This is a genomic window from Providencia sp. PROV032, assembly GCF_028484875.1.
Lineage (GTDB): Bacteria > Pseudomonadota > Gammaproteobacteria > Enterobacterales > Enterobacteriaceae > Providencia > Providencia rettgeri_E.
On the sequence record NZ_JAMPSX010000004.1, the window covers coordinates 72188 to 84660 of the forward strand.

Below are 12473 nucleotides of genomic sequence, written 5' to 3' on the forward strand. Positions count from 1 at the left end.
AACGATGCGGGCTTTTTTTTGGTGTTAATTCAGGAGAGAAATACCATGCGTGTGCTTAAATTTGGCGGTACTTCGGTTGCAAATGACGAACGAGTACTGAATGTTGCTGACATCGCTGAAGGCAAATTAGCAGATGGACAAGTGGCTTTGGTGTTATCCGCGCCAGCAAAAATCACTAACCATTTGGTTGCTATGATTGAAAAAACGGTTGCAGGACAAGATGTCATCACGCATGTTAATGATGCTGAAATGATTTTTGCTAACCTTTTAAAAGGATTAAAAGAAAAACAACCCGGTTTTGAATATGACCGGTTAAAAAAACTGACAGAACAAGAATTCGCGCAAATCAAACAAGTACTGCATGGTATTACTCTTCTCGGACAGTGTCCAGACAGCATTAACGCATCAATTATCTGCCGTGGTGAGAAACTCTCTATCGCTATTATGGAGTCAGTGCTAAAAGCTCGCGGCCATAATGTGACCGTCATTAACCCTGTTGAGAGCTTACTTGCGAAAGGCCACTACCTTGAATCTACGGTTGATATAAATGAGTCAACAAAACGCATTTCTGATTTAAATATACCGAAAGATCATTTTGTCTTAATGGCAGGCTTCACTGCAGGTAATGAGAAGGGTGAACTAGTGGTATTAGGCCGTAATGGCTCCGACTATTCAGCAGCAGTGTTAGCGGCTTGCTTACGTGCTGATTGTTGTGAAATTTGGACTGATGTTGATGGGGTCTATACATGTGACCCGCGCTTAGTGCCTGACGCTCGCTTGTTAAAAGGGATGTCATATCAGGAGGCTATGGAGTTATCCTATTTTGGCGCCAAAGTTCTCCATCCTCGTACCATTGCCCCAATTGCTCAATTCCAAATCCCTTGCCTGATAAAAAATACCACCAATTTAAGCGCACCAGGCACTTTAATTGGCGATGGCCAAACTGACGACAGCACACCAGTGAAAGGGATCACCAATCTGAATAATATGGCGATGATCAACGTATCTGGTCCCGGTATGAAGGGAATGGTGGGGATGGCTGCACGCATTTTTTCCGTCATGTCTCGTAAAGGGATCTCGGTTGTTCTGATCACGCAATCCTCATCAGAATACAGTATTAGTTTTTGTGTCCCGCAAAATGAGTTAGTCAGAGCACGCGCTGCACTGGAAGAAGAGTTTTACTTAGAACTAAAAGATGGCGTACTTGAGCCGCTGGATGTGATGGAGCAGTTAGCGATCATTTCTGTGGTAGGTGATGGTATGCGTACTTTGAAAGGCATTTCGGCGCGTTTCTTCTCTGCGTTAACTCGCGGCAACATCAATATTGTGGCTATCGCTCAAGGTTCTTCTGAACGTTCAATTTCTGCGGTAATTGCCAATGAGTCTGCAACAACGGCAGTGCGTTTATGTCACCAAATGCTATTTAATGCAGAACAAGTTATTGAAGCCTTTGTTATCGGTGTGGGTGGTGTTGGTAATGCGTTAATTGAACAAATTCATCGCCAGCAACAATGGCTAAAACAAAAACATATCGACTTACGTGTCTGTGGTATTGCGAATTCACGTGCAATGCTAACGGATATGCAAGGGATCGATTTAGATAATTGGAAAGCGGAACTGGCGGAAGCGAAAGAGCCATTTAGCTTAAGCCGCTTAATTCGTTTAGAGCGTGAATACCATTTCTTGAACCCTGTCATTATCGATTGTACATCAAATCAGGAAATTGCAGAGCAGTACGTCAACTTCTTGAAAGATGGCTTTAATGTGGTCACACCGAATAAAAAAGCCAACACTTTATCGATGGATTATTACCACCAATTACGTGCTGCAAGTGAAACATCGAAACGTAAATTCCTCTATGACACCAACGTAGGGGCGGGTTTACCCGTTATTGAAAACCTACAAAACTTACTGAACGCAGGGGATGAGCTGGTTCACTTTAGCGGAATTTTATCGGGTTCTTTATCATTTATCTTTGGGAAATTAGATGAGGGCATGTCTTTATCGGAAGCCACAACACTGGCTAAAGAAAAAGGTTTTACAGAACCAGACCCTCGAGATGATTTATCCGGTATGGATGTGGCGCGTAAATTATTAATTTTAGCGCGTGAAGCAGGTTATAATTTAGAACTGCAAGATATTGAGATTGAAGCCGTTTTACCTTCTGATTTTGATAGCAGTGGTTCTGTTCCTGAGTTTATGGCTCGTTTACCCCAACTGGATGCACAATTTGCACAGCGTATAAAAGCCGCAGAAGCGGAAGAAAAAGTGTTACGCTATGTTGGGTTGATTGAAGAAGGGCGCTGTCAGGTTAAAATTGTTGCTGTTGATGGTAATGACCCTCTCTTCAAGGTTAAAAATGGCGAAAATGCACTGGCCTTCTATACGCGTTATTACCAGCCAATTCCTTTAGTATTAAGAGGTTATGGTGCGGGTAATGATGTCACTGCCGCAGGTGTGTTTGCAGATATGCTGCGTACCCTTTCATGGAAACTGGGAGTTTAATAAGTGATTAAAGTTTATGCACCGGCTTCAATTGGTAATGTGAGCGTCGGGTTTGATGTTCTTGGAGCGGCAGTTTCTCCAGCAGATGGCTCATTGTTAGGTGATTGTGTAACAGTTGAAGCGGCGGACACTTTTTCGTTGACGAATAAAGGCAAATTCGTAGCTAAACTTCCGAAAAAAAATGAACACAATATTGTTTACCAGTGCTGGCAATTGTTTTGTGAGCGCCTTGGTCGACCATTAAATGTCGCTATGACACTCGAAAAAAATATGCCAATTGGTTCAGGGCTCGGTTCTAGTGCGTGCTCTGTTGTCGCAGCATTGATGGCGCTAAACGAATTTGCAGAGAAACCTTTCGATGATACTCAACTGCTTGGCATGATGGGGGAGCTCGAAGGGCGTATTTCAGGAAGTGTGCACTATGATAACGTCGCCCCGTGCTTTTTAGGTGGTTTACAGCTGATTATCGAACAAAATGGCATTATTTCTCAGCCTGTGCCTGCATTCGAAAACTGGTATTGGGTCATGGCCTATCCTGGCATTAAAGTATCGACAGCGGAAGCGCGTGCGATCCTTCCTAATAGCTATCCCCGCCATGATATTGTAAACCATGGTCGATACCTATCAGGGTTCATTCATGCTTGTCATACAAACCAATCGTTACTTGCAGCAACGATGATCCAAGATGTTGTGGCTGAACCTTATCGTACACAGCTATTACCCGGTTTTGCGGCAGCACGCCAGAATGCAAAAGAAATCGGTGCATTAGCTTGTGGTATTTCTGGCTCTGGGCCAACACTGTTCGCTATTTGCGATGACAAACAAATCGCTGAAAAAATGGCGAGCTACTTGCAACAACATTATATTCAGAATGATGAAGGCTTTGTGCATATCTGCCGTTTGGATCTGGCCGGGGCAAGGACAATAGGGTAAATAATGAAACTGTATAATTTAAAAGATAACAACGAACAAGTAAGTTTTGCGCAAGCAGTTAAGCAAGGTTTAGGCAAGCAACAAGGTCTATTTTTTCCTCAAGACTTACCTGAATTCACTGCGGCTGAAATCGACGAATTATTAAAATTAGATTTTGTCAGTCGTAGCAGCCGTATTTTAAGTGCTTTTATTGGTGATGAGATCCCTCATGAAGAGCTCGCTGCAAGAGTCAAAGCCGCGTTCGCTTTTCCTGCGCCAGTTTCTCAGGTTGAAGATGATGTTGCGACGTTGGAGCTATATCATGGGCCAACACTCGCATTTAAAGATTTCGGTGGCCGCTTTATGGCTCAGGCGTTGGGGCAAGTCGCTGGTGAGCAGCCGGTGACCATTTTGACTGCCACTTCTGGGGATACAGGAGCAGCTGTTGCACACGCATTCTATCGTCTTAAGAACGTGCAGGTTGTTATTCTCTACCCAGAAGGAAAAATTAGCCCGCTGCAAGAAAAACTCTTCTGTACGCTGGGTGAAAATATTCATACGGTTGCAATTAAAGATGACTTCGATGCATGCCAGGCATTAGTAAAGCAATCATTTGATGATGAAGAACTGAAAAAGGCGCTGTATTTAAATTCGGCTAACTCGATCAATATCAGCCGTTTATTAGCGCAAATTTGTTATTACTTTGAAGCTGTCGCACAGATCCCTGCTGAAAAACGCGATCAATTAGTGATCTCGGTTCCGAGTGGTAACTTTGGGGATCTTACAGCGGGTTTATTAGCGAAATCAATGGGCTTACCTGTTAAGCGCTTTATTGCAGCCACTAACGTCAATGATACAGTACCGCGTTATCTCGTTGATGGGCAATGGAAACCAAAACAAACGGTAGCAACCTTATCGAATGCCATGGATGTTAGCCAGCCGAATAATTGGCCTCGTATCGAAGAGTTATTCCGTCGTAAAGGTTGGTCCCTTGATGAATTAGGGCACGGGGCGGTGAGTGACGAAGTGACTAAAGAGACAGTACGTGAATTAGATAAAAAAGGGTATTTATCGGAGCCACATGCTGCGGTGGCTTATCGTGTACTTCGTGACCAGTTGGAAGAAGGTGAATACGGGCTGTTTTTAGGTACGGCACACCCAGCTAAATTTAAAGAAAGTGTTGAAGAAATTCTTAATAAAGCAATACCTTTGCCTAAAGAGTTAGCAGAGCGTGCGGAACTCCCACTACTCTCACACTTTTTACCCTCTGATTTTGCACAATTACGCACATTTTTAATGAAGTTAGCACCTAAACAATAAAGAATACGTGGATACGAAAAACGGAAGCGATAGCTTCCGTTTTTATTGATAAGACCATTTTTTATAAAGATAATTATAGGGTTTCATATTGCCACATCACTTATTCACTTCTAACGGATTTGTTTATCACATGGAGCTAAGGCCATCGTGCCCGTCTCTACCGCCATCAGGTCCACCGCGTCCTCCTTTTCCTCCTTGGCTACCATTACCCCCATTGCCGCCATTACCACTACCAGAGCCGTTGCCTCCATTACCCCCGTTACCGCCATTAGTTCCACCATGCCCTCCATTACCCCCATTGCCATTTACTGTTCCATTACCGCCATTCCCACCGCTACCAGCACCATCTCCATCGCCGCCATTTCCACCATCACCTCCAGTTACACTGCCATTACCCCCATTACCTCCATTGCCATTACTGCCTTTTTCTGCGTTTCCACCATTGCTACCATTACCGTTATTTGATCCCGTTCCGCCATTCCCTCCATTTTGGCCATCACCACCGTGACCACCGTGACCACCGTTGCCACCATGGCCACCTAGACTATCATTTCCAGCTTGACCCGAATTTCCATTTTGTCCATAGCCTACAAAGCTAAAAAATTTAGAAGAGTAATATTGACCATGAAGTCTTGAACATACTTTATTATTTATTTCATTAATATTGAGCTCATTTTTAAATAAACAGTTAGATGGAGTATTTAATAAGGAGTGAGAGTATGCTGAAAATGAGATAGAACTTATTAATAAAACACCAAGTGAAATGTAATTTTTATACATGATAAATTCCTCCGTTCCCTCCTCATTGAATGAGGAGGGAGATATTTAGTGACGAGATATATTATCTACCGTTGCCGCCATTACCGCCGTTACCACCATGGCCGCCATTCCCACCATTTCCTCCATTCCCTCCATTACCACCATGACCGCCATTCCCACCATTTCCTCCATAGTTTTGTTCGTAAGTAATAGAATAAGTAGAAGTATTGTCAGAATGTTCTTTTTGGAAAGAAGTTGCAGATGCTAGAATTGGAAATAATAAAGATACTATGATAATAGATGCTTTATACATATAAAATCCTCTTTTAAAAGTTTAAATTAAAATGAACTGCAATGAAATTGTAAATCATGGTTTTGAATAAGCAATTAATTATTTATCTATGAGTGTAATTAAATTTATTTTACGGTAAATACAAAGTAATATAGTTTGTTTTTATTTTTTGGTTTTATATTAATAACAAATAGTTAATTGTTTATATAACTAATTTGAAAGTTAGTGATTAAATAATTAATTATCAGTTGATAATGAAACCTTTTATTTTAAAGTTAATTTTATAGTTGTGAGGAATAACTCATTGGAAAAAGGGTAAAATGGGATTTTTTTAAATTAGATCCCATTTTACTTGTTATTTAACCGCATATAGCCTATTTTTCCTAGGGCAGTATATTAAATGGAGATAGGACTATACACTATGAGGGAAATATTCTTTAAATTTCATTCGGTATCTTATTACTCTTACTTGATATTCAGCCAGACATCATCATCATCACCATTTTTTACTTGAAACCAAACATCATCATCATCTCCGTTATAGGATATGTTTAAGTCTATACCTAGGATAGGTGGCTCTGGCGGAAAGGGAAGAATAGGGGTAGCGAAAGAGAGCATTGGGAATAATAAAGATGTAAATATGATTGATTTTTTAAACATATAGTTGCCTTTTAAAGTTAATGTTAAAGTGAGAACTGCTTAGAAATAATAATCTATTTCTCTTGATGTTCAATGAATAGTTTAATTTAAACTTTAATAAAAAATGAAAGGGGTTAAATAAAATCATGATTGATAGGGTTAAATTTTTTCAATTAATTTAAAACCATATTATTTTAATAATATGGTTTTAAGGTTTAAATTAATTATCTTTTAAGTTGTCTAGTATTTTACGTTGAATAGATTCCGATGAACTGTTTTTATGGAAACTTAACATCGTGACTGCTTTTTCATTTTCATTCATATCGGAAAATGATTTCGCAATTTTTACTGTCGGTTTTTTATCGTTAGGCGATTGGTTTTGGTGGTAACTGATCATGTTCTGCATCATTGGTGATGTATTGTTTTGTGTAAAACTTAATGCCGCGGCAGCTTGGGCGTGTTCGTCTAACTGAAGGAATGACTGAGTTGAATTGACACTATTATTGGTCGAAATGCCCGCTTTGCTTAAATGGTTATTAATCGATTTTAGGTTGGAATAAGAAGTATTATTTTCAGTGAAACTTAATGCATTTGCAGCATTATAATGTATTTCTTTTTCAGTTTGAGCGGCAGATACATGTGTTGCTATAGCTGCAAGTGTTAAAGCAAAAATAAATTTTTTCATTGTGAATCCTTATTAAGTTAAATCGTTTATCTTGTAACTATAATAAGGGTTTATTTCTGTCTGAATACTGACAACAAAATGACAAAATTGCCATTTGTGGCAGATGTTTAATTTGGTTTTATAGGTAAAAATACAGTAAAGCGTGTTGAAAAATCATCTGATTTTACAGTGATCCTGCCTTTATGCGCCAATATAATTGACTTGACGATAGCTAACCCAATTCCACTTCCTTCATTTTTTCTTTGCCTTGATTTATCCACTCGATAAAATCTATCAAAGAGTTTTTCTAAGTGTTCTTCGGGTATTTTTATACCGGGATTACTAATGGTTAATTCAACACCTTCTTTTACATTTGAAATGTTAATGCTGACAGCATCACCTTTTGGGGTATAGCGGATAGCATTTGATATTAAATTAGTAATCGCTCTTCTCAACATGTCTTTATCGGCACTAATAGGGCTAGCGTCCCCAATTATCTTAAGTTTTATTTCATTCTCTTCAGCGAGATATTCAAAGTAATCAAATATAAGCTCTATTTCATTTTTAATATTAATGATTTTTTTCTCTGGGATAAGGCGGTTATCATCCGCTTGAGCAAGAAAAAGCATATCAGAGATCATTCGTGATAGACGGTTATATTCTTCCAAATTAGAGTATAACACTTCAACGAGTTCTTCTTTACTGCGATTTTTACTCAAAGATATTTGGGTTTCAGTCATTAAATTAGTGATTGGTGTACGCATTTCATGAGCAATATCTGCTGAAAAATTTGTTTGCCTTACGAAAACATCTTCAATTTTGACTAGCATCTGATTAAATGACTTTGTTAATTGCTTCAATTCTTTAGGTACAGAATCAGGATCTAAACGAACGCTTAAATTTTCGGATGTGACATTTTTTATGTCATCGCTCACATCTTTAAGGGGCTTTAATCCCTTAATCACAAGGAAATAGACGATAAGGATAGTAAATAAGCACAGTATAATCGCACTGATAATTAAATTATTTATTAATGAGCTCAGATAATCATGATGAAAATTCAATGATAGTGCAGTAACCAATCGATATTGTTTAGGCTCTGAGGGGGGCCCGACCTGAATAAGACTTTCTGATAGGCGATAATCTCTAAGCTCTACGTTTTGGTTATTTTTATCAGGGTCATAATTTTTTAAGTGGGTAATAAGTTTATCTGTTGCATTGGGAGATACTAATGTATTTCCTTCATTATCAATGAGATAAATACTAACATCTTGATGCTCATTAATAATGGCTTTAATTCGTGCGTATTGCTCACTTTGTGGATCTGTATTGTCATTTAATAAGCTTCGGATCGTTAAATTCAACTGGTTAAGTGTATATTCATCTTGCTGCTTAAAATGCAACATAACCGAGTTGATCATGATCGAGCTAAATAACAGTAAGGCGAGGGAGAGAGTAATACTGATCAAAACAATAAGGCGAATTGAAATAGAGACAGGAGATCGAAATAACTTAATCATTTTCAGGGATCTCAAGTAAATAGCCCATTCCTCTAATAGTATGGATTAACTTAGGTTCATAGTGTTGGTCTATTTTAGCTCTTAACCTTTTAACTGCCACATCAATCACATTGGTATCACTATCAAAATTCATATCCCAAACTTTTGAGGCGATAAGAGAACGAGAGAGCACTTCGCCTTGGTGAAGAATAAAAAATTCCAATAATGAAAATTCTTTACTGGTTAGTATGATTTTATCGTTTTCACGCGTCACACGTCGTTTGATTAGATCAACATGTAAATTAGCAATGGTAAATTGTGTTTTCTGGATGCTGTTGTTGCCTCTACGTAATAAAGTTCTTACTCGGGCAAGTAGCTCAGAAAAATCAAATGGTTTAATAAGATAATCGTCAGCACCTAACTCTAGCCCTTTGACTCGATGTTCAACATTACCTAGGGCTGTAAGCATGAGGATGGGCGTATTTTTTCCTGTATTACGTAAATTTTTAGCAATTTCCCAACCGTTAATATCTGGCAACATCACATCAAGAATAATTAAATCATAGTTTTCAGTTGTCGCCATATGCAGGCCTGTAATGCCATTTTCGATCGCATCAACAATAAACCCGGACTCACTTAAACCTTTAGATAAGTATTCTCTCGTTTTATGTTCATCTTCAACAATAAGTAGTTTCATCTCAGGCCCGGCTGTCAGGAAAACAATGTAGTTATTCTAAGCACTACGGCAATGAAATGTAAAATGACAAATTTGTCATTTTCATGTCATGAATCTAACAGGAGGTCTTTTTTATTATAGTGACAATTTTAATCACTAGAGGCATGGCTATACCATGTATTCCCCTAAAATATTAATAATAGCTTATGCCCTAATTTTAACTGGTTGTGTTTCGCTCGCCCCTGAATATCAACGCCCTAATCTGAATTTGCCTCATCAATTCAGTGGCAATGTTCCTGATATAGTCATGGGGGATAAAACAGAATTAGTCATTCCGAGTTGGTCTCAATTTATTCAAGACCCACAAATGAAAAGCGTGATAGAAATTGCGCTTGAGAAAAACAGCGATTTATATCTTGCGGCCTTAGATGTAGAAGAAGCTCGTGTACGCTTCGGGCTAGCGGGAGCAGAAAAATACCCTCAAGTTAGTTCATCGATGAGTGGCGATTATGGCCAATCATTAGAGTCTGGGTCATCCTTCAATAAGAAATACAGTGCAGGCATTGATATCAGCTATGAACTGGATTTTTTTGGGCGTATTAAAAATTTATCTGATGCCGATAAAGCAAAGTTTATCGCCTCTCAAGAGATGAAGCGTGCGACACAAATTATTACAATCAAAACGGTAGCAGAAGCGTATTTAGATGTGGTGTATAACCAGAAATTATTATTAATTGCACAAGGGACGAAGCAAAGCTACCTCAATAGTCAATCAATTGTAATGCAAAAAGTTGCAGCAGGAAAAGCAGGGATATCAGACCTAGAACAAGCTAAAGGGCAAGTACAGTCTATCTCTATTAATATCGAAAAAATTGAAAGTGAAATTGCAAAAAATGAAAATTTACTGAATTTTTTGACAAATGACTACGCAACAAAAATAAATTCAGGTCTAGGACGCTACGAGCCAAACTATCCTTTAATTACGGCACCTCCAGATATTCCCTCTGAGATATTACTAAAACGCCCAGATATTATGGCAGCAGAGCAAAACATTATTTCTGAGAATGCCAATATAGGTGTCGCAAGGGCCGCTTTCTTTCCTTCTATTTCCTTTAATACAGGAATAGAAAACAGTAATGATTCTTTAACAGGGTTATTTGATTCCTCAAATGGTATTTGGAATTTTATTCCTAAAATTACGCTACCTATTTTTACTGGTGGTACAAATAGCCGAAATTTAGAGTTAGCAAACATTAGAAAAAACAAAGCAATAGCTAATTATGAAAAAAGTATTCAGGTCGCATTTCGTGAAGTAAAAGATGCCCTAGTACTCAAATCGAGCTTAGAAAAACAGCTTATATCTCAAGAGCAATATGTCAAAACGCTGCAAAACGTCTTAATACAGAAACAAGCAAGTTATCGATATGGCGGTTTAAGCTATCTCGATGTGCTTGAAGCACAGCGTAGCTTATTTACCGAACAACAAAATTTATTGATGTTGAAAATAGAACAGCAGAAGAATGAAATAAATTTATTCTCTGCATTAGGTGGCGGATTAATAAAATCATGAGGGTAATAATGAAAAAATTAAATACGGTATTTTTTGCAATTTCAATGGCGATGTTAACAGCAACTAGTTATGCAAATGCTGCGGAACATAGCCACTCTATTTATCCAGAAAAAGTCGCAGAGCCGACAATCAATACTGAAGGAACGCTAATCTCGATTGATAAAGATAATAAAAAGTTAACAATAAATCATAAAGAAATTCAAAGTATTGGCTGGCCGCCAATGACGATGCGTTTTACCTATGAAGATGAAACTATGATCAACGGTTTACAAGAAAATGATGAATTAAAATTTTCATTTGTACAACAAGGCAATCTTTCAATGTTGAAATCCATCGAAAAGATAAACTAAATAGGTAGAGAGATGTTATGTCATTAGTTAACCTGACCAAATTGCTATTGGTAATTATTTTATCGAGCGTTATTTCAATTTTATTTTACCGATATTTTTTCGTTGTAGAAAATAATAGCCAATCAGTTGAAAAACAAGAACGCACCGTATTGTATTGGTATGACCCAATGTATCCCAATACCAAATTTGATCAGCCAGGGAAATCTCCTTTTATGGATATGGATCTTGTTCCTAAATATGCGGATGAAAACTTGGTTTCAGCGAATAGCAAAGGGATAACAATTAACCCAACACAGACACAAAATTTAGGACTTAAAACGGTGGATGTAAAGTGGGGGAAGCTAAGCTATGACTTAATATTTCCAGGCGAAATTGCATTTAATGATCATCAATTCGCTATCGTGCAAGCGCGAGAAAATGGTTTCGTTGAAAAAGTTTACCCATTCACCGTTGGTGAGAGGATCCAAAAAGGCGTTCCTATTGCTGAACTAACGATCCCTGCATGGGTTGAAGCGCAAAGTGAATACCTTGCACTCAAACAAATGAATGCGAGCCGACAAGATCTTAATAGCGTCATTGAACGTTTACGTTTAAATGGAATGCCAGAAGGAGCGCTTTCTCAGTTTATAAAAACAGGAAAAGTCCAATCACGTTTTACGATCCAAGCACCTATTTCAGGGGTAATTACTGCACTTAATCTACGTTTAGGGATGAACGTGTCTAAAGAGGTTGTTATTGCACAAATACAAGGAACAGATCCATTATGGATTAATGCTTCTGTTCCTCAGTCGGTTGCTGAATTACTGAATAAACAAACAGAATTTACAATTTCTATCCCCGCTTATCCTTCACAGTTATTTACTGTAAAAAACTGGCTGATATTACCTAGCGCAGATCAAGCAAGCCGTACAATTAATATTCGTACAGAAATAGCAGACCCTAGCCATTTATTAAAACCGGGTATGACTGCATATTTAAATTTAGTTGCAGAAGGCAATGAAAGTTTATTGATCCCCTCACAAGCCATTGTGGATTCAGGGAAAGAACAACATGTTATTGCTGTTGGTGAGAATGGTGAATTTATTCCGAAAAGAGTACGAGTACTCAATGAATCTCAACAAATGACGGCAATATCTGAAGGATTACAAGTGGGTGAGCATATTGTGACTCAGGGGATTTTCCTGATTGATTCCGAAGCGAATATTGCGGGAGCATTAGCCAAGATGGAAGCGCTTCCTGAGCCTTCAGCGTCATCTAATCATTCATCACATAAATCTCAGGAGTAGA

The 12473-nt window shown here is 38.4% G+C and carries 12 protein-coding genes and 1 other annotated feature (1 of these 13 cut by a window edge); of the genes, 6 read left to right on the plus strand and 6 right to left on the minus strand.

Features of this window, described 5'->3' with window-relative positions; genetic code table 11:
• Positions 1 to 21, plus strand: a sequence feature (Thr leader region); it begins 101 nt to the left of the window's first position.
• Between the two features lie 24 nt (positions 22 to 45).
• Genes thrA through thrC form a run of 3 tightly spaced genes read left to right on the plus strand, consistent with a single transcriptional unit; the run spans position 46 to position 4737 of the window.
• Complete coding sequence (gene thrA / locus PSF42_RS03380; protein WP_125891896.1) at positions 46 to 2505, plus strand: bifunctional aspartate kinase/homoserine dehydrogenase I; 2460 nt, start codon at positions 46 to 48, stop codon at positions 2503 to 2505.
• 3 nt (positions 2506 to 2508) lie between these two features.
• A complete protein-coding gene (thrB, locus tag PSF42_RS03385; RefSeq protein ID WP_125891897.1) occupies positions 2509 to 3438 on the plus strand; it encodes a homoserine kinase in 930 nt (309 codons plus the stop codon).
• Positions 3439 to 3441: 3 nt separating this feature from the next.
• The gene (gene thrC, locus PSF42_RS03390; RefSeq protein WP_125891898.1) at positions 3442 to 4737 is read left to right on the plus strand and encodes a threonine synthase; all 1296 of its coding nucleotides are present in this window, start codon (positions 3442 to 3444) and stop codon (positions 4735 to 4737) included.
• A gap of 126 nt (positions 4738 to 4863) precedes the next feature.
• On the opposite strand, the gene PSF42_RS03395 is transcribed toward thrC, so the two are convergent.
• From PSF42_RS03395 to PSF42_RS03420, 6 genes are all read right to left on the minus strand, one after another.
• On the minus strand, positions 4864 to 5517 hold the full coding sequence (locus PSF42_RS03395; protein ID WP_248467646.1) for a hypothetical protein: 654 nt from the start codon (positions 5515 to 5517) through the stop codon (positions 4864 to 4866).
• 61 nt (positions 5518 to 5578) lie between these two features.
• The gene (locus PSF42_RS03400) at positions 5579 to 5809 is read right to left on the minus strand and encodes a hypothetical protein (RefSeq protein WP_125891900.1); all 231 of its coding nucleotides are present in this window, start codon (positions 5807 to 5809) and stop codon (positions 5579 to 5581) included.
• Between the two features lie 444 nt (positions 5810 to 6253).
• Positions 6254 to 6448 carry a hypothetical protein gene (locus PSF42_RS03405; protein WP_125891901.1) on the minus strand — a complete coding sequence of 65 codons (195 nt, stop codon included), beginning with the start codon at positions 6446 to 6448 and terminating at the stop codon, positions 6254 to 6256.
• Positions 6449 to 6647: 199 nt separating this feature from the next.
• Positions 6648 to 7112: a hypothetical protein gene (locus PSF42_RS03410; protein WP_125891902.1), complete on the minus strand. Its 465-nt coding sequence runs from the start codon at positions 7110 to 7112 to the stop codon at positions 6648 to 6650.
• Between the two features lie 107 nt (positions 7113 to 7219).
• Complete coding sequence (locus tag PSF42_RS03415; RefSeq protein WP_125891903.1) at positions 7220 to 8611, minus strand: Cu(+)/Ag(+) sensor histidine kinase; 1392 nt, start codon at positions 8609 to 8611, stop codon at positions 7220 to 7222.
• Entirely contained in the window at positions 8604 to 9287 is a 684-nt protein-coding gene (locus PSF42_RS03420) for a heavy metal response regulator transcription factor (protein ID WP_125891904.1), read from the minus strand. Before PSF42_RS03420 ends, PSF42_RS03415 begins: the two co-directional genes overlap by 8 nt.
• Positions 9288 to 9441: 154 nt before the next feature.
• Here PSF42_RS03420 and PSF42_RS03425 point away from each other — a divergent pair, with 154 nt between their 5' ends.
• The 3 genes from PSF42_RS03425 to PSF42_RS03435 are packed head-to-tail and all read left to right on the plus strand — an operon-like array spanning position 9442 to position 12472.
• The gene (locus PSF42_RS03425) at positions 9442 to 10836 is read left to right on the plus strand and encodes an efflux transporter outer membrane subunit (RefSeq protein ID WP_125891905.1); all 1395 of its coding nucleotides are present in this window, start codon (positions 9442 to 9444) and stop codon (positions 10834 to 10836) included.
• An 8-nt stretch (positions 10837 to 10844) separates the two neighbouring features.
• Positions 10845 to 11186 carry a copper-binding protein gene (locus PSF42_RS03430; RefSeq protein WP_254879804.1) on the plus strand — a complete coding sequence of 114 codons (342 nt, stop codon included), beginning with the start codon at positions 10845 to 10847 and terminating at the stop codon, positions 11184 to 11186.
• Positions 11187 to 11203: 17 nt separating this feature from the next.
• On the plus strand, positions 11204 to 12472 hold the full coding sequence (locus PSF42_RS03435) for an efflux RND transporter periplasmic adaptor subunit (RefSeq protein WP_125891907.1): 1269 nt from the start codon (positions 11204 to 11206) through the stop codon (positions 12470 to 12472).
• Position 12473 lies beyond the last annotated feature (1 nt).